The following is a 17,042-nucleotide window of genomic DNA, read 5'->3' on the forward strand; positions in this document are numbered from 1 at the left end:
TTAGGTGGCGTAACCAAAGAACTTAATCGTTTAATCTATAGTCCAAAGCGTGTTATTTGCATGCTTTTTAAACAAATCTGTCAATGAATTTGAAATGCGCCAAAAGCGCGCCGAAATTATTTTACCGAAGGCTGAATTTGTTTTAACGACGTCACGCTCATGTAAGTAAAGTGTAAACAATGAGTGAAAAGCATTATAAGCTTATGTGCTTATTCGCTTGCACGCGTCATATCAAAAACGCTAGATTGACGCAGACGCACAACAAATACGGAAGAGTCTTATGAAATACGACGCAATTGTCATTGGTAGCGGTATCTCCGGTGGATGGGCTGCCAAAGAACTTTGTGAAAATGGTTTAAAAACGATTGTGCTTGAACGCGGTCGCAAAGTTGAGCACATAAAAGACTATCCCACCATGTGGGACGATAAGTGGGACTACGAATTAAAGGGTCGTCCACGTCCTGAAACACGAATCAATCAATTCAAGCAAGCCCGTACAGGCTACACAACTAATCCCGACATGGCACATTGGTTCGTGGATGATCTAGAGCATCCCTACAACGAAGAAAAGCGCTTTGATTGGATGCGAGGTTATCATCTTGGTGGCCGCTCTATCACATGGGGCAGACAAAGCTACCGGATGGGAGATTTGGATTTTGCTGCCAATAAGAAAGAAGGCGTAGGTGTTGATTGGCCCGTCCGCTATGCCGACATTAAGCCCTGGTACGACAAAGTTGAGAAGTTTATTGGTGTGTCGGGGCAAAACCTCGGGATTGAGCAAATACCAGATGGGGAATTTCTCACGCCGTGGGAGCTTAATGTCGTCGAAAAAGAATTGCAGCAGAAAATGGCCTCCTGGAATACCTCTCATATGTTGACCATTGGCCGAACTGCACATATCTCCGACGATACCCCTTTTGAAGGACGCGGTCGTTGTCAAAATCGAAGTCGCTGTTCGCGTGGTTGTCCCTTTGCCGCGTACTTTAGCAGTATCACCTCAACGCTTCCTGCCGCGCAAAAAACCGGAAATTTAACCATTCGCAGCAACAGCATTGTTCACTCAATTGAATATGATGATAAAACCGGCCGAGCCACAGGTGTCAATATTATTGATGCAGAGACAATGGAAAAATCAACCATTTATGCACGCGTCATTTTCTCTTGTGCGTCTGCCATGGCATCGACCGCGATTTTACTTAACTCTCGTTCAGAACGCTTCCCTAACGGTATGGGGAATGATTCTGGAGAGCTAGGTCATAATATTATGGATCATCACCTTGGCATTGGTGCAAGCGCAGAAGTGCCTGAATATGAGAATAAATATTATAAGGGCAGACGCCCTACCGGTTTTTACATCCCGCGCTTTAGTAACATGGATGAACAATCTGCATCAGATAAATTTATTCGTGGCTATGGGTTTCAAGGGAGTGCAAGTAGAGAAAACTGGACAAGAGGCATTAAAGAGCTAAGCATTGGTGAACCGCTTAAGCAGGAGCTAGTGAAGCCCGGTCCATGGCGTATCGGCATGATGGCTTTTGGAGAAGTATTGCCACACCACGACAATCATATGAAACTCGATTTCGACAAGCGCGACAAATGGGGAATTCCAACAATTACCTTTAATGCCGAGCTTAAACAAAACGAAATTGCCATGCGAGAAGATATGAAGCAGCAATCCAAACTCATATTTGAAAAAGCGGGCTTTAAAAATGTTCAGGTGTTTGAAAACTCTTATGGACTGGGTTTGGGGATCCATGAAATGGGCACTGCACGCATGGGGCATGACCCTAAAACCTCAGTGCTCAATAAACACAATCAAATTCATGCGGTGCCGAATGTGTTTGTGACTGACGGTGCATTTATGACCTCTGCTGCCTGTCAAAACCCTTCATTGACTTACATGGCTTTCACCGCTCGCGCTGCAAATTACGCAGCTAAAGCAATCAGGGAGAATTTGATATGAATATGAGCCGTCGCGATGCCTTAAAAACTTTAATGCTAGGCTCAGGCGTAGCACTTGCTTCTTCAAGCTTATTGAGTGTAGCAAATCGCGTATATGCTGCTGTTGCCAAAGGCGAAGCTATGGATTTGGCCTTCTTAAAGGCCGATCAGGCAAAAGATATTGAATTAATGACCCACATAATTCTGCCTAAGTCTGCAGAATTACCAGGTGCACAAGACGTAGCGATTGTGCCCTTTATCGATGCCGTTTACGCAAAGTTAATGAGCGCAGAAGAACAAGAGAAATTCTTACGCGGATTATCTCTTGTTCAAAAACAATTTCGCGAAGAGCAAGGAGCTTCTTTCAGTCAAGCAAGTGAGGATGCGCGCGTAAGCTTTATTTCGGCACTTTATAACCTGCCTGAAAGCGATAAGTGGGAAACGCTTAAGTTGATTGATTTAAGCCAAGCACCTGCAGGAAAAGAAGATATTTATCATTTGTATCACTTCCTGTTTAACTTGCGGGCACTCACGCTGGAGGGCTATTTCAATTCAGAGTTAGTTGGTGAAAGTGTAACCGCTTATTTGCCCGTGCCCGGTCCTTATGATGCCGATATGACGATCGACGAAAACACCCGCGTTTGGTCAATTAATTAAGTAAAGGAAATATCAATACGATGAAACAATCATTATCTAAGCGACATTCCGTTTTTTCGCTTGCCTTTTATTCACTGGCATTAGCCGGTGTCTCACTCATGTTAGGAGCATGCAGTGACGCGGGCCAAAGTACAGAAAGTACAGAAAATCAGACTGATATTGGTAGCTCAAGCAGAGTGGAAGTGAGCGATAGTGACGCTCATGCAAGCGCACAAGAACAGCAAACTGAGCAAGCCTCGCAAGCAATGAACACCCTGAGCGAGGAAGAACGCGAACAAGGCTATCAGCTTTTATTTGATGGAAAAACGACTGAAGGCTGGCGTGGCTTTAACAGAGATGATTTTCCGCCTAACTGGGTAGTCGAAAACGGAACTTTGCACATGGTGGGTATAGCCAATATGAGCGATACCCAGAAGGAAAATCGCGGCGATATTATATATGATGAAACGTATAGTGACTTTATTCTAAAACTTGAATGGAAAATTTCGCCAGCGGGTAATTCAGGCATTTTTTACCTAGGTGAAGAAAGCGAAGAGTACGATTTTATTTGGAAAACCGCACCAGAAATGCAAATTCTGGATAACGACGGCCATCCGGATGCTTCAAAGGGAAAAGATGGCAATCGTCAGGCAGGTTCGCTCTATGATCTGGTTCCGGCAGAGCCACAAAATGCAGCACCCGTTGGCCAGTGGAATCAGGTAGAAATTCATGTGAGCGACCGCAAAGTCAAACATATACAAAATGGCGAAGTGGTGGTGGAATACGAAATGGATACCCCCGAGTGGAATGCGATGATAGCTGTCAGTAAATTCCCTGCCTTGAACGAAAATTGGGCGCAGGTGCCTGAATCCGGCTACATCGGTTTGCAGGATCACAGCGATCCGGTTTGGTTTAGAAACATTCGAATCAAGAAGCTATAACAAGCAAAAAACGCTACGGATAATCTTCATCCGTAGCGTTTCTCTTTTTTAATTCATAATTTTAAGTAACTCAGTATTTTACAATGCTTCTAAGGCGTGCGAGTAATTACATTGTGCCAGGATTCATAAATTTACATACAAACACTGCCTGGCCTACTTGCTGATAGGTGTAAGTGAACTCACGACCGAGCTTTGCCATAAGATAATCCGCGTCTCCTGTTACAAAGGTTGCGGTTTTACCCACTGACACACTTAAATTTTCATCGTCTTGCAAACGCTCAATAAAGGCCAGTACAATCGAGGTATAATTGTCATCGAGCGGATAGCAAGAAATTTCAGCGCTGATTTTCATAAGTGTTATTCAAACTCTGTAACAAGTGTCGCAATATTACGACAGTTTTTCTTATTTTCCTAGTTTACAGCAACATACAAAGAAAAAACGTCGAATCTTTAATATTTGATGTCGTTAGCATCGGGTATGCCGAGCCAGAGTAAACGTTGGCTCCGATATCATTCTTTTTATTTAAGGAGAAAATGTGAAAATATTTACAATGCCTTTCTTATCGGGTGTTACTGCATTTAGCCGTGTTTTGGCAGTTTTATTACTACTGGCTTTAACACAAAATAACGCATACGCGGTGGATTTGCCCGGTTTTGAAGACGGTCCGGTGATTCAGGGTTTTGGCAAACATGCAAAAGTGCCAAGTGCTTCGCTGAGTAGTCGAGATACATTTAAGATTGCCTTTGATGTGGCCGCCGGCGCTGGAGCAGGAGAAGTAAACAGAAAGTTCGATAGCTTGGCGCGTTTTATCAATATGCATGTCGCTTCGGGTGTGCCAAAAGAAAATATTGAACTTGTACTGGTCGTGCATGGAAAAGCGTCTATAGATTTACTGAAAAGTCCTATCTATGCCCGCGTGTATGAAACAGATAACGCGAATGTCCCTTTGCTACAAAGTCTTATGGATAATGGCGTTAGAATTATCTTATGCGGTCAAACGGCCAAGGCCTATGAGATATCGGTCGATCAACTGGTAGACGGGATAAGCGTTGAGCTTTCAGCGATGACAGCGCATGCACTGTTGCAACAACAAGGGTTTACGGTAAACCCGTTTTAATTTATTTCCACACTCAATAAGAAGGGCATTACATGCGCTCAACCCGTTTTCCGATAAACGAAGACGCTAAATTCAATTGGCGCGTGTTAACGCAACTTTGGCCCTATTTGGCAGAATTTAAGAGCCGGGTCTGGCTTGCTCTGAGTTGTTTGGTGTTCGCAAAAATCGCCAGTGTTACCCTGCCCTTCGTACTGAAGCATATTGTCGATAATCTTAACCTTGAAGGTGCCAAAGAGACGGTGATGGGAGTGATAATCGCTCTCATCATTGCATATGGCTTGCTTCGCCTTGCTAACGTCCTGTTCGGCGAGATACGCGATACCCTATTTGGTCGCGTAACTGAGCGTGCCATGCGAAGATTAGGCTTAAGCGTATTTAATCATCTGCATCGACTGGATTTAGACTTTCACCTATCCCGTCAAACCGGAGGGTTGTCGAGAGACATGGAGCGAGGGACAAGCGGTATCAGCTTTCTCATGCGTTTTATGGTCTTCAATATTGGCCCTACGCTTTTAGAAATCGCGATGGTAGTAGGGATTTTGTTTTACAACTATGGTTTCACCTTCGCGACCGTCATATTAACAAGCGTGCTCATTTATGTTGTATTTTCGATGCGCGCCACCGATTGGCGAACGAAGTACGTAAAAGAGCTTAACCAAGCCGACAATCAATCTAACACGCGCGCGATTGATAGTTTGCTGAATTTTGAAACCGTTAAATACTTTAACAATGAAGGTTTTGAAGCAGAACGTTACGATCTTGGACTGGCAAATTGGGAAGTTGCCAGGCGCAAAAACCGCTTGTCGCTATTTGCCTTAAACGGGGGGCAAGCATTGATTATCGCCCTTGCGATGACTTCAATGTTAGCCTTGGCCGCGTTTGAAGTGGCAGAAGGCAATATGACCATTGGTGATTTTGTTCTGGTTAACGCGTTTACCATGCAAATCTTTATGCCGCTTAACTTTTTAGGCTTTGTGTATCGGGAAATTCGCGGCTCCTTAACTAATATCGAGAATCTGTTTAAACTGCTTGAGCGCTCCCCTGGTATTCAAGATTCGCCAGATGCAAAAGAGTTAAGTGTCGATAAGGGCAAGATTACGTTTTCTCAGGTGAATTTTGGCTACAGCGAGGCCAGACAAATCTTGCATGATGTAAGCTTTAGTATTGGCGCGGGTGAAAAGGTGGCAGTAGTCGGTGAAAGCGGCTCAGGAAAATCCACACTCGTTAAACTACTTTTTAGATTTTATGATATCGACAGCGGTAGCATCAGTATCGACGGTCAGTCTATAGCTTCAGTTACACAGCATTCGCTTCGCAAATGCATCGGAATTGTGCCGCAAGATACGGTTCTGTTTAACGACAGTCTCTATGAAAATATCCGCTATGGTCGTCCAGAAGCAAATGATGAAGATATTCAGGAAGCGATAAAATTGGCGCATTTGGATGCCTTTATCGCGAAATTGCCAGAGGGTACCGATACACAAGTTGGGGAGCGTGGATTAAAGCTATCAGGCGGTGAAAAACAGCGTGTAGCCATCGCCAGAGCGATTTTGAAACGCCCGCCAATTATGGTGTTTGACGAAGCTACATCATCGCTCGACTCGCAGTCTGAACAAGCCATTTTAAGTGCGCTTAAGGCGCTGGCGAAAGGTCACACCAGCCTAATGATAGCGCACAGGTTATCAACAATCGTCGATGCCGACAAAATACTTGTTATGCATCAAGGCCGAATTATTGAATCTGGTTCACACGAGAAGCTACTGGAGGCTGATGGTCACTATGCCAAGCTATGGCGCTCGCAACTAAAACAAAAGCAAGCGCCATCAACCTTGTCTTAGCTTACTAACTCTTAAGCTGCTTTAAATGGTCTGCGACTAAAAAGGCCATTTCAAGCACCTGATCTGCATTTAAGCGTGGGTCGCACTGCGTTTTGTACGCCTGGGCTAAATCGTCATCGCTAATTTCGTAGGCACCGCCAGTGCATTCGGTGACGTGTTGCCCTGTCATTTCTAAATGAATGCCGCCTGCGTGCGTTCCTTCCGCTGCGTGAGCATCAAAGAACTGCTTAATTTCTCGCAGTATTGCATCAAAATTTCGCGTTTTATACCCTGAAGAGGCTTTAAATGTATTGCCATGCATTGGATCAGAGCTCCACACAACATTTCGTCCTTCCTGCTTAACGCGTCTCAGTAGACGGGGTAAGTTATCTGCAAGTTTATCTGCCCCCATTCGCGTGATCAGGGTTAATCGGCCCGCTGAATTGTCGGGATTTAGCGCGTCGATAAGCCTTATCAGCTCATCTTCATCCATGCCAGGCCCCACTTTGACACCAACAGGATTATGAATACCTTTGAAAAACTCCACATGAGCGTGATCAAGCTGTCGGGTTCGCTCACCAATCCATAGCATATGCGCTGAGCAGTTATAAGGTTTGCCTGTGAGTGTGTCGATGCGCGTAAGTGCCTGCTCGTAATTTAACAGAAGCGCCTCGTGCGAGGTATATAAAGACGTTTCGTGTAGCGCAGAGGTGTTTGAACTATTAATGCCAATCACATCCATAAAGCCAAGCGTGTCTTGAATGCGTTGCGCCAAATCCTGATAACGATCTTTAAGTGGATTATTTTCAAGAAAGGCCATATTCCATCGATTAACCTGATGCAAATCTGCCAAGCCCCCCTGGGCAAAGGCGCGCAACAGATTCAATGTAGACGCACTGCGATGATAAGCGTCTAGCATACGCGTGGGATCTGGCTCACGGGCGCTTTCAGTAAATTCAAAGCTATTAATAATATCACCGCGATAAGATGGTAAACTCACGCCATCGATCGTTTCCAAATCGGCTGAGCGAGGCTTCGCGTATTGGCCTGCCATACGTGCCACCTTAGTGACAGGTGAACGACCTGCAAATGTTAGCACCACAGCCATTTGAAGTATGACTTTGAAAGTATCACGAATTTTTGGCGCATTAAACTCTTCAAACGATTCAGCACAATCACCACCCTGGAGTAAAAAGCCCTTTCCATGACAAACGTCGCCAAGCTGCTTGTAGAGTTGCCGCGTTTCTTCGGCAAATACCAGCGGCGGGTAGCTTGCAATTTTTTTCTCTACATCTTTTAAAGCGTCTTGGTTGTTGTAGGTAGGCTGTTGCAATATTGGCTTTTTGCGCCAACTATCAATACTCCACTGACTCACTTGTTTTCCTTTCATGTTGGTGTTCAATAAAATCTTTGTCGTCTATCGCTTTTTTTCTTATTAGGCTTTCAAAACATTTTTAAACGCAGATCCAAAATAATATCACAGATTTATTGGCATGCGCTGACAAAATAACTGCTTTGACCATCTTGGCTGATGATTGACTCGAAGGGGTGCTCATAAAGCTCAGAGAGCGCAGTAATACTCAAAACATCATTTAGCTTCCCTTGCTTAAAAATGCGGCCGTTTTTTAACAAACAGGCGTGTGAGCAATACGTTTGTACCTGATTGATATCATGATGACTCATCACCAGCGTATTTCCCTTTTCCTGCAAAAGCTTAAACAGGGCCAGAGCCTTATGTTGATAATTAACATCAAGTTGCTGAAGCGGCTCATCAAGTAAAACAAGCGCTTGCCCTTTTTCGATTTTTTGCCCAATTTGTAATAAATTTCGTGCAAGGTGGACGCGTTGCTTCTCGCCACCAGAAAGCTTGCAAAAGCTTCGTTTCATCAAAGTTGCAATATTAAGATGCGCTTCTAACTGGTACAAAAAATCCTTACCTGATGTTTGTTTCTCTTGAGCTTCGCCTTGAATAAACTCAAATACATTATTTGGCACACCTGCGAAAAAGTGCAAAAGCTCCGCGACACTTATTGCAAATTCACTGTGATAATCCTGCGTGACTAAGCATCGGGAAGTGCTTAACGTTGGCAAGTCTAAGTCCGAAAGCTCACGCCAGTGCATTTGTGAGTTATCATCGGCAATCTCAAGACAGATTTTCCCTTCGCCCGCTTCTTGCAATGGCGCTATTCCAGAAACGACTTCCAATAAGGAACTTTTACCAGCGCCGTTTGGCCCCATGACTGCCCAGAACTGCCCTCTGACAATGTTAATAGTCACATCGTACAACCTGTTATTTAAATGCAGATTTTTAACCTTAAGCAATGTTTTTCCTGCTGTGCGGTAGTCTTGTATACCCGAATTGGCCGAAACGAATAAGCTAGGGCACTTAAAAGAATGGCAAGGCCTTGGCAAGGTAGCTTGTCAGGTTTGCCCAGTACCGGCAAATTATGTCATTATTCGCAGATGGATTCATTACTTCATCGATAAGAAAAATAATATGTCTACTACAGAAACCGGAATTCTATCCATTGATCAAGGTACCACTTCAAGCCGCGCCATTGTTTTTTTAAAAAGCGGAGAAATAGTGGCAAGTGCTCAACAGGAGTTCACCCAGTATTACCCGGATAATGGGTGGGTGGAACACGATCCAGAAGAAATATGGCGTTCTACCCTACTGGTTTCAAAACAAGCGATAGAAGCTGCCGCCACAAAAGGCATTAAAGTAGCCTGTATCGGTATAACAAATCAGCGTGAAACCACGCTTGTATGGGATAAGTCAACCGGCAAAGCCATTTACAATGCGATTGTGTGGCAAGACCGGCGCACTGCTTCAATATGTAAAGATATCCAGAGTGAGCTTGAGACCGTACGCGCAAAAACCGGGCTCTTGTTGGACCCTTATTTTTCAGCCACCAAAATTAGCTGGATATTAGATGAAGTAACCGGTGCGCGCGAATTGGCCGAAAAAGGACAATTGGCTTTTGGTACGGTAGATTCGTTCATTACCTGGCGTTTAACGCAAGGTAAATCTCATATCACTGATGCAAGCAACGCAAGTCGAACAAATTTATATAATATTCATACAGGCAAATGGGACGAAGACCTTCTTTCGCTATTTCGCGTGCCTAAAAGCATGCTTCCCGAGGTAAAAAACTGCTCTGACGATTTTGGCGTATCTGAAAAAAATGTTCTTGGACATGCCTTACCTATCACGGGAATTGCCGGTGATCAACAGGCGGCTTTATTTGGGCAATGCTGCTTTAATGCAGGTGAGTTAAAATCCACTTATGGTACGGGCTGCTTTGCTTTGCTAAATACAGGCGAAAATCCTGTCGATTCCAAGCATAAATTATTAACAACCGTTGGCTATCAGTTAAACGGTAAAACCACCTACGCGCTTGAAGGCGCGATTTTTACCGCGGGCGCGAACATTCAATGGCTTAGAGACGGTATTCAAGTTATTGAACATGCGCGGCAAACCCAAACGCTCGCTGAAACGCTATCTTATGATCACGGCGTCTTTCTTGTACCAGGCTTTGCAGGGTTAGGCGCGCCACATTGGAACCCAAACGCTCGCGCGAGTTTATTTGGTATGACGCGTAACACAACAGCCGCTCATCTGGCTCGCGCCGGACTGGAGGCAGTATGCTATCAAACCTTTGATTTACTCACCGCAATGCATAACGATGGAATGGCCTCAACGAACGTATGGGTAGATGGCGGAATGGTAGCTAATGATTGGTTGTGTCAGTTTTTAGCCGATATTTTAAATGTCCAAATTAAACGCCCTGCCATTATGGAATCGACAGCCTTAGGCGCAGCGTATTTGGCGGGCTTGCATACCGGCATTTATGAAAACCTAGAAGATATTGCTTCGCATAAGCGAATAGACAGCAGCTTTTCGCCTAAATTAGATGAAGACACGCGCAAACAACTTTTGAAAAAGTGGCACAAAGCGGTGGATGCAACGCTCGCATTTGCAAATGATTAACTACGCTCTAATAATCTTGGAAGATAATTTTAACTTTGTACATCCGGGAAAACGCGTTTGATTTGTTGCTGGGATAATCCCCAGTGAGATTCAAGCGCTTTTGCCATCCATCCTCTAACATCGCTTGTAGGCATAAGATCGCGCCCTTCATAAAGCTCGGCCAGACCCGGCCAGCGCCCGTATATTCTGCCTCCTTGCAAAACCCTGCTGTTAGTTGCCGATGTTGGCATAGTTGAAAAGCTACCCGACAGTAAAAACATGCAACTCGCCGTACCGTGATCAGTACCTGATGTACCGTTTAATTTGGCGGTTCGGCCAAATTCGGTGCTAATTAACACTAAAGAATTCTTCCAATCTGAGCCTAATGCGTCATGCAGTGCCTTAAGTCCGTTATCTAGTCGCTCAAATTGACGTTTAATTCTATATGCCTGATTGACATGCGTATCCCATCCATTCATTTCCAGCATTGCACAACTTGTCATGCTGTCTCTGCGCAAAATCTCTGCGCACTGCTCACAAAGATATTGAAAATCAGGTCTTGGTTTTTTATCTTTTGCCATACTGCCCTGAGAAGACTGACTTATTGCCTGTGCAAGCGTCGCAGAAAGTAAAGGATCAGATTGGTAAATATCTTCTAATCGCTGTAACAAGTCTGCATCTGCTGCCGCCAATCTTGATGGATACCAGGTTTGCGGGTATTGCTCACTTCCTTTCAAGGCAATAGGCGTAGTCTGGGAAATCGCGAGTGAGTTACCTTGATACTCCCCGACTGCCCTGCCGAGCCATCCACTTTCATGATCCGTAAGGTCAAATCCACTCTCCATGTGGTCTTGGGCTTCAAAATGAGAACGGTCTCTATATGTTGTAGCGCTTGCAATAACCGCTGACGCTTCATTTCTGTCGTAAAGGGTTTTGACAAACTTCAAACCTGGATGCAAACCAAACTCAGGCGCTATGGGAAGCGCTTGCTGCTGAGCCATCTGGCCATATTCACCGCGCAATGCAATTAAAGCTTTGTCTTTCAAAGGCACCACGGCATCTAATGAATCCATTGCGCCTCGCAGAAATATCCATATGAGCTTTTTACTGGCGTGAGGCTTGTCTGAGGCCTTTGCCAGTTTAGCAAGGGCATGGCTGGGCAAACTATTGAATAGGAGCATTGCGCTACCCACGCCCTGAATAAACTGTCTTCGCTTCATCCTTCTCTCCTCGCTGTGTTACACATGCGCAGCTACGCCTTTTCGTAACATGTTCTGCAGCTCTATCGGCGCTGAAAGTCAGGACTCAACAATAGCATCGCCAAGGATTGCTGAGCACTTTCTGCCCGATTTAAATGCATCATAAGCTGTTTATCTACATCCGGACCGAGCATGGCTTTTGCTAAACTCATGACTGACATATTGTGTGATGCAACAATTTGTTTTTCTGCCTTGCTAAAATGATTGGCCCAGTCAATTCGAGCCGTTAGTGCGCTTGCCCCAAGCCAGTCTTGCGCGAGGTCGCCATAACCCGCTGGAGAGTTTGCCTTATACATTCCCTGACCTAATATCTCCATACTCTGGAACAAGGCAGGTCGCTTTGGCACAAAAGCGCAGGAACGACAGGCCGAAAGTACAAAATCACGCGGTGTTTTATATTTTTGCTTTTTGGGTAACCAGCTATCTTCATGCTTGATTAGGGTTTGCATTACACTAGGGATGTGTGCTTGCGTTTCTATCCAGCTTGATTTCATATCATCGATTAATGCGTCAGTCGGTTCATCGGAGATAAAATGACGAGCAAGCTTATAACTCAAATGTGTGGCAGTTGCAGGATGAATGGCCAGATCTGACAACATCGCCTCACCTTGTTTTGCAGTACCTTTCGATGTTTTATAGTGTTTAGACAAAAGCAGGTGTTCGCCGGGCTCATGGGCCAAGTGGCGATATTTAAATTCCGGTGCTTCATCTCGCTGTATAAATCCAATCGACCAACCGCTTATCCCTTTTGCAAGTGACACAACATCATCTTGCGTATAGCCGCTAGAAGCTCCCATTGTATGTAACTCAAGTATTTCGCGAGCAAGATTCTCGTTAAGTCCTGTAAGATTGTTGCGTTTGGCAAGCTTTGATTTGGCAAGAAGACTGTTCGGACCGATGGAGCGTTCATTATTCAGATACATGAGCATGGCCGGATGCTGAGTAACCGCAATGAGCATATCTGCAAAGTGGCCATTTAGATTGGGTAAGACAGCCTCGATATCTTTTGTTGGTGCAAGAGAAGAAACAATAAAGTTTGTGCGATTTACACTAAAATGATTCGAAAAGAAATCCAGTAATCTGGCTTGTAACGGCTGCTTTGTTTTGATCGCTGAATATGCAATTTGTTCGGCAAGTTGCGCCGCCTCTCGGACCATTGCCAGCCTTGCTGTTTTTACTTCATCCTCATTGGCTGAGCCTTGTTGCATCACTCTTTTTTTAAGTAATTGCGATTTTGCGCTTGCTCTTAGCGCGTCTTCACTTCTCCACAGCGGCTCGCCTTTTGATGTAACAAGCTCATAAGGCGTCAATTGCTGATTCAAATAGGCGTGCGCCTCTCGCTTGCTCATCTGCACTAGCTTGCTTGCCTCACTTGGCAAGGCGCCGTATCCAAAACGATTGGCGGCAATAAAGCCATAAGCAGTTTTCATCTTTATCTATCAGCCCAATGCGTTATTTTATTTAGCTGACTTTTAGACTAGAGGCTGCGCTTAAAAACAACAAGCGACATTACACATTCTTTACATATTTTACCTAAGAATTACCGTCAAGTATTTTGAGCTTTCTGGCGAAGTGAATAAATCTTTATGGAAGCGTGATACTTTTGTGATGATTTTACCTTTTACTAATCGAGCGAGCGAAATTTGAGCTTGCAGTTTCTTTAATTGAATTGTTCACGCTACTTACATTAGAAAAGGACCTACCATGAAAAATCACGGCTTAATTAAAAAAGCACTCTCAGTGCCTGTAAGCGCAGCATTGATGTTGGTGTTTATAACAAATTCCCATGCTGCTCTTGTGGATGTCACGGTGACGATAGAAAATCTGGCACCTACAAATACCATTTCCTTCGCTCCGCTTCGACTTGGCTTCCACAATGGCACATTTGATGCGTTTGACGATGGCAGCGCTGCTTCTGATGCTATCGTATCAATAGCAGAAGGCGGCAGCGGCGTTGACTGGTTTGAAGCCTTCGCAGCAGCCGAACCTGACGCTGTATTAGGGACCGTTGCAGACGGTGGCCCGGCGGTGCCAAATGGAAATGCGGGTATTGGAAATATGTTTAGCTCCACAGCATCAAGCACCTTTCGAGTAGATACAAGCGAAAACGCTTTTTTTACATTTGCAAACATGGTTGTTCCCAGTAATGACTTATTTTTAGGAAACGACTCACCCATTCAACTTTTTGACGCGAGTGGCAATTTACTTGTTTCGCAGATTTTTCAGACGGCTGCAAACATTTGGGACGCCAATTCGGAAGTAGCTGACCCTGCAGCTGCCGCATTTGTAGTGGGTGGCGTAAACGGAGACAGAACTGAAGAAAATGGACTGATTGCCTTTGATTTTTCTGAACTTGGTGTCTTTGATGGTTTAACTACAGCAGCAGCTTATGACTTCGATTTTTCGGCGCTAGCTAGAGACACCGCTATCTATAGTATACGCTTTGATGCGCAATCGGTTATGGTGTCTGCCCCTACCGCATTTACTCTAATGTGTATCACTGCGTTGGGGCTATTAATCCGAAGAATGAATAAACACTGAAGCGACAACAATTCGCGTTTTTTAGCGCAACTTGGCGCTGCTGCTTATCTCGAATTAAGCTTATGTACTTTTTTACGCAAAACTGCGCCGCTTTAGCATAATATAAATGAAAAGCGGCGCTCCAATACTTGCAGTAAGCATGGATATCGGTAAGCTAACGGATGAAAAGTGCGTGTTAAAAATGGCACAGAGTACCATGACGCTCGCGCCAATTAGCGCACTAATTGGCATGACTATTTGATTGTTATTGCCATGAATACGCCTGACGAAGTGCGGCACCAACAAGCCTAAAAACGCGATAGAGCCCGCAACTGAAACACTCACACCAACTAAAATAGAGACCAGGATGATAACGCGCGTTTGTAATGTCCGCGTATTTACGCCAGACAGAATCGCATTTTGCTCGCCCAAATATAGTCTATTAAGCGAAGGACCAATGCGTATTAAAAATACCAAGGCGAACACGATTAAAATAGCGCTTATGCTCAAGGTGGTGTAATTACTATTATTAAGCGAACCCATCAACCAAAAAGTGAGGTTTTGCAAACTGTTAGGAGGCGCAACTAAAAACATCCAGCCAACCAACGCACTGCATAAGGTTGATATTGCAATACCCGCTAATATCACAGAGCTAACCGAGCCCCCCATCCAGCGGGCCATATAGAATATTAACAGTGCACTAACAAAGGCCCCTGTAAAGCATGCAATGGGTAAGAGATAAATATCTAAAACTGGGATAAATGATAAGCTTAATACACTGCCTGAAAGCAACAAAACCGCTGCCGCCATTAGCGATGCACCGCTTGTAATACCAATAATGCCTGGGTCTGCTAATGGATTGCGCAAAAGCACTTGCAGGCTAGCTGAAGCGCTACAAATCGCTGCGCCAACGAGCCATGCAGTGAGCAGGACCGGCACTTTTAACTGTATGAGTATATGTCGCTCAATTTGGTTAAAAACAATGTCAGGCGGTATCAGGTATATTAAGCTAAGAAGCAATAGCGACAAGGTATAAAAAATGTAAAGCTTCCTGGCAAGCCGCATTATTTGATTTTACTCTTAACTTGCAAGTTTCAGCAGTAAGCCGTCTGAAGCCTCTTCTATTAAATCCAATACAAGTTCAAAGCCTTTTAAACCCGCGTAATAAGGGTCGGGCACTTCCTCAAATTCACTTTCACAATGAGATAAAAAAAGGCTTATCTTATGATGGAGCTCTTCAGGACATTTTCGCTTTAAGTCGCTTACATTTTGATGATCCATAGCCACAATGTAATCAAATTCTTCAAAATCTGATTCAGCCACTTTGCGGCATTTAATAAGTGACAGGTCATAGCCACGGCTTCGGGCGACCTGTTGAGAGCGCTTATCGGGTGGAGCGCCAATGTGATAACCACCCGTTCCGGCCGAATCGATACGAACACTTACACCGCTTTTTTCGGCCTTGTCCCTGAATACGCCTTCTGCGGTCGGCGAGCGGCATATGTTGCCTAAACAAACAAATAGTACGGAGGGCGTTTGTTGAGATTGCACGTTACATCCTGGTAATGATTCTGTCGTTCGACATTAGTTGATATTCCTGCGCAAATTATATGCGAATATCGCTTTAGATGCATCCGCTAAATTCAGCTTCGCATTTTGCTATTAAGAGAAAGGATTGAAAGTCAGCGCTGTGTTCAAGAAACGCTTATAAGCAAAGCTATGCATCAAATTAAGCGTTGCATTAAAACTAAGTCTTTTTTGCGTTGTGCTTTTCTTTTTCGTCTTGCTCTCGTTTTACAAGCAAAAACGTAAGATACATTTTTGTAGGAAGTGACATGATCATGCCAACTGCGACCGTGATTGCGCTGATAAGAATGCCAGTCACCCCCATTTCTTCAATTGTTTTATTGAACATATGAAAATAAATGCCAAGTAAAATCAGGCAAATACCTGTCACCATTACAATTTTTAAAATATTTATCACTTTTGCATCATTCATACACTGCGCACAAGCTCCCTGTTGGGTCACTATCTCACTATAGATTAGCAGACCGTCGCACTTTTACTTTGATGCAAATCACTGAATCGTTACTTTAGAAGAGCCTTAAATGCTGGGCTTAACTTTATTTCGCCTCTCGCTGTGTGGCTTACCGAATTTTCGATGCCAGTATCCTCGGCAAAAGGCACTTCGGCCAGTAGTGGTGCTTTTATCAATGAACGAAGCGTATTCAGATTTTCTTGATAATACGGCATGTTTTGATCTAATTGATTTGCTATCCAGCCTACGCAATGCAACCCGTCTTTTTCGATGGTTTCGTAGCTTAATATGGCATGGTTTAAGCACCCCAATCGCATGCCCACCACCAAAATAACCGGCATTTTGTTACGGATCGCAAAATCGGACAGATACTGTCCTTTATTATTCAAAGGTAAACGCCAGCCGCCAGCACCTTCTATAAACAAAACATCGGCACCGCAGTCAAGTATCGCCTTATAGTGAGATTGAAGTTCTTCCAAATCTATGACTTGTCCAAGCTCGCTGGCTGCAATATGCGGGGCAATGGGCGGTTCATACGCAATGGGATTAATAAGTGAGTAGTCTACATCCAGGCTGCCTGCGGCAAGTAAATTAAGTGCGTCGTCATTACGCAAGCCTTCAGATGTGTTTGTGCAGCCCGCTGATATGGGCTTAAAGCCCAGTGTTTTAAATCCTTGTGCATTTAGCGCGTCAAGTAAAAGCGCTGTCACAAACGTTTTGCCAACGTCGGTGTCTGTTCCTGTGATAAATATACTTTTTGTCATGCCTAATAGAGTGTGCTTATTTTGTTAATAAAAAATGC

The 17,042-nt window shown here is 44.3% G+C and carries 16 protein-coding genes; 7 read left to right on the plus strand and 9 right to left on the minus strand.

What is annotated here, in order from left to right:
* Positions 1-280: 280 nt before the first annotated feature.
* The 3 genes from D6V41_RS13015 to D6V41_RS13025 are packed head-to-tail and all read left to right on the plus strand — an operon-like array spanning position 281 to position 3,518.
* Positions 281-1,963 carry a GMC oxidoreductase gene (locus tag D6V41_RS13015; RefSeq protein WP_136251967.1) on the plus strand — a complete coding sequence of 561 codons (1,683 nt, stop codon included), beginning with the start codon at positions 281-283 and terminating at the stop codon, positions 1,961-1,963.
* The gene (locus D6V41_RS13020; RefSeq protein ID WP_136251968.1) at positions 1,960-2,598 is read left to right on the plus strand and encodes a gluconate 2-dehydrogenase subunit 3 family protein; all 639 of its coding nucleotides are present in this window, start codon (positions 1,960-1,962) and stop codon (positions 2,596-2,598) included. The genes D6V41_RS13015 and D6V41_RS13020 overlap by 4 nt, the downstream gene beginning before the upstream one ends.
* A gap of 20 nt (positions 2,599-2,618) precedes the next feature.
* Entirely contained in the window at positions 2,619-3,518 is a 900-nt protein-coding gene (locus D6V41_RS13025) for a 3-keto-disaccharide hydrolase (RefSeq protein ID WP_206663262.1), read from the plus strand.
* A gap of 106 nt (positions 3,519-3,624) precedes the next feature.
* On the opposite strand, the gene D6V41_RS13030 is transcribed toward D6V41_RS13025, so the two are convergent.
* Positions 3,625-3,870 carry a hypothetical protein gene (locus D6V41_RS13030; RefSeq protein ID WP_136251969.1) on the minus strand — a complete coding sequence of 82 codons (246 nt, stop codon included), beginning with the start codon at positions 3,868-3,870 and terminating at the stop codon, positions 3,625-3,627.
* A 184-nt stretch (positions 3,871-4,054) separates the two neighbouring features.
* Here D6V41_RS13030 and D6V41_RS13035 point away from each other — a divergent pair, with 184 nt between their 5' ends.
* Both D6V41_RS13035 and D6V41_RS13040 read left to right on the plus strand, forming a co-directional pair.
* Complete coding sequence (locus D6V41_RS13035; RefSeq protein WP_241664543.1) at positions 4,055-4,636, plus strand: DsrE family protein; 582 nt, start codon at positions 4,055-4,057, stop codon at positions 4,634-4,636.
* 32 nt (positions 4,637-4,668) lie between these two features.
* The gene (locus D6V41_RS13040; protein ID WP_136251970.1) at positions 4,669-6,474 is read left to right on the plus strand and encodes an ABCB family ABC transporter ATP-binding protein/permease; all 1,806 of its coding nucleotides are present in this window, start codon (positions 4,669-4,671) and stop codon (positions 6,472-6,474) included.
* 4 nt (positions 6,475-6,478) lie between these two features.
* Here D6V41_RS13040 and D6V41_RS13045 read toward each other — a convergent pair whose 3' ends face one another.
* Together D6V41_RS13045 and D6V41_RS13050 are read right to left on the minus strand one after the other, a co-directional pair.
* Positions 6,479-7,828, minus strand: coding sequence for a class II 3-deoxy-7-phosphoheptulonate synthase (locus tag D6V41_RS13045; RefSeq protein WP_136251971.1), 1,350 nt, complete (start codon positions 7,826-7,828; stop codon positions 6,479-6,481).
* Between the two features lie 110 nt (positions 7,829-7,938).
* A complete protein-coding gene (locus tag D6V41_RS13050; protein ID WP_136251972.1) occupies positions 7,939-8,775 on the minus strand; it encodes an ABC transporter ATP-binding protein in 837 nt (278 codons plus the stop codon).
* A 175-nt stretch (positions 8,776-8,950) separates the two neighbouring features.
* On the opposite strand from D6V41_RS13050, the gene glpK reads away from it, so the two are divergent.
* Positions 8,951-10,444: a glycerol kinase GlpK gene (gene glpK / locus D6V41_RS13055; protein WP_136251973.1), complete on the plus strand. Its 1,494-nt coding sequence runs from the start codon at positions 8,951-8,953 to the stop codon at positions 10,442-10,444.
* Positions 10,445-10,473: 29 nt separating this feature from the next.
* On the opposite strand, the gene D6V41_RS13060 is transcribed toward glpK, so the two are convergent.
* Together D6V41_RS13060 and D6V41_RS13065 are read right to left on the minus strand one after the other, a co-directional pair.
* Entirely contained in the window at positions 10,474-11,643 is a 1,170-nt protein-coding gene (locus D6V41_RS13060; protein ID WP_136251974.1) for a DUF1501 domain-containing protein, read from the minus strand.
* Positions 11,644-11,705: 62 nt separating this feature from the next.
* Entirely contained in the window at positions 11,706-13,112 is a 1,407-nt protein-coding gene (locus D6V41_RS13065) for a DUF1800 domain-containing protein (protein WP_136251975.1), read from the minus strand.
* A gap of 274 nt (positions 13,113-13,386) precedes the next feature.
* Between D6V41_RS13065 and D6V41_RS13070 the strand changes: the two genes are divergently transcribed.
* Positions 13,387-14,223, plus strand: a complete 837-nt coding sequence (locus D6V41_RS13070) for a spondin domain-containing protein (protein ID WP_136251976.1) — start codon at positions 13,387-13,389, stop codon at positions 14,221-14,223.
* Positions 14,224-14,295: 72 nt separating this feature from the next.
* Here D6V41_RS13070 and D6V41_RS13075 read toward each other — a convergent pair whose 3' ends face one another.
* The 4 genes from D6V41_RS13075 to bioD form a co-directional block, all read right to left on the minus strand.
* Entirely contained in the window at positions 14,296-15,267 is a 972-nt protein-coding gene (locus tag D6V41_RS13075) for a FecCD family ABC transporter permease (RefSeq protein WP_136251977.1), read from the minus strand.
* A 15-nt stretch (positions 15,268-15,282) separates the two neighbouring features.
* Positions 15,283-15,753, minus strand: coding sequence for a low molecular weight protein-tyrosine-phosphatase (locus tag D6V41_RS13080; protein WP_136251978.1), 471 nt, complete (start codon positions 15,751-15,753; stop codon positions 15,283-15,285).
* A 196-nt stretch (positions 15,754-15,949) separates the two neighbouring features.
* On the minus strand, positions 15,950-16,201 hold the full coding sequence (locus D6V41_RS13085) for a hypothetical protein (RefSeq protein WP_136251979.1): 252 nt from the start codon (positions 16,199-16,201) through the stop codon (positions 15,950-15,952).
* A gap of 89 nt (positions 16,202-16,290) precedes the next feature.
* The gene (gene bioD / locus D6V41_RS13090) at positions 16,291-17,004 is read right to left on the minus strand and encodes a dethiobiotin synthase (protein WP_136251980.1); all 714 of its coding nucleotides are present in this window, start codon (positions 17,002-17,004) and stop codon (positions 16,291-16,293) included.
* Positions 17,005-17,042 lie beyond the last annotated feature (38 nt).

This window comes from Ningiella ruwaisensis, from assembly GCF_004798935.1.
GTDB lineage: Bacteria > Pseudomonadota > Gammaproteobacteria > Enterobacterales > Alteromonadaceae > Glaciecola > Glaciecola ruwaisensis.

What these genes read in the sequence shown, in the direction of transcription:
- D6V41_RS13015 (WP_136251967.1), top strand. Translation starts at nt 281, where the DNA reads ATGAAATACGACGCAATTGTCATTGGTAGCGGTATCTCCGGTGGATGG.
- D6V41_RS13020 (WP_136251968.1), top strand. Translation starts at nt 1,960, where the DNA reads ATGAATATGAGCCGTCGCGATGCCTTAAAAACTTTAATGCTAGGCTCA.
- D6V41_RS13025 (WP_206663262.1), top strand. Translation starts at nt 2,619, where the DNA reads ATGAAACAATCATTATCTAAGCGACATTCCGTTTTTTCGCTTGCCTTT.
- D6V41_RS13030 (WP_136251969.1), bottom strand. Translation starts at nt 3,870, where the DNA reads ATGAAAATCAGCGCTGAAATTTCTTGCTATCCGCTCGATGACAATTAT.
- D6V41_RS13040 (WP_136251970.1), top strand. Translation starts at nt 4,669, where the DNA reads ATGCGCTCAACCCGTTTTCCGATAAACGAAGACGCTAAATTCAATTGG.
- glpK (WP_136251973.1), top strand. Translation starts at nt 8,951, where the DNA reads ATGTCTACTACAGAAACCGGAATTCTATCCATTGATCAAGGTACCACT.
- D6V41_RS13060 (WP_136251974.1), bottom strand. Translation starts at nt 11,643, where the DNA reads ATGAAGCGAAGACAGTTTATTCAGGGCGTGGGTAGCGCAATGCTCCTA.
- D6V41_RS13065 (WP_136251975.1), bottom strand. Translation starts at nt 13,112, where the DNA reads ATGAAAACTGCTTATGGCTTTATTGCCGCCAATCGTTTTGGATACGGC.
- D6V41_RS13070 (WP_136251976.1), top strand. Translation starts at nt 13,387, where the DNA reads ATGAAAAATCACGGCTTAATTAAAAAAGCACTCTCAGTGCCTGTAAGC.
- D6V41_RS13075 (WP_136251977.1), bottom strand. Translation starts at nt 15,267, where the DNA reads ATGCGGCTTGCCAGGAAGCTTTACATTTTTTATACCTTGTCGCTATTG.
- D6V41_RS13085 (WP_136251979.1), bottom strand. Translation starts at nt 16,201, where the DNA reads ATGAATGATGCAAAAGTGATAAATATTTTAAAAATTGTAATGGTGACA.
- bioD (WP_136251980.1), bottom strand. Translation starts at nt 17,004, where the DNA reads ATGACAAAAAGTATATTTATCACAGGAACAGACACCGACGTTGGCAAA.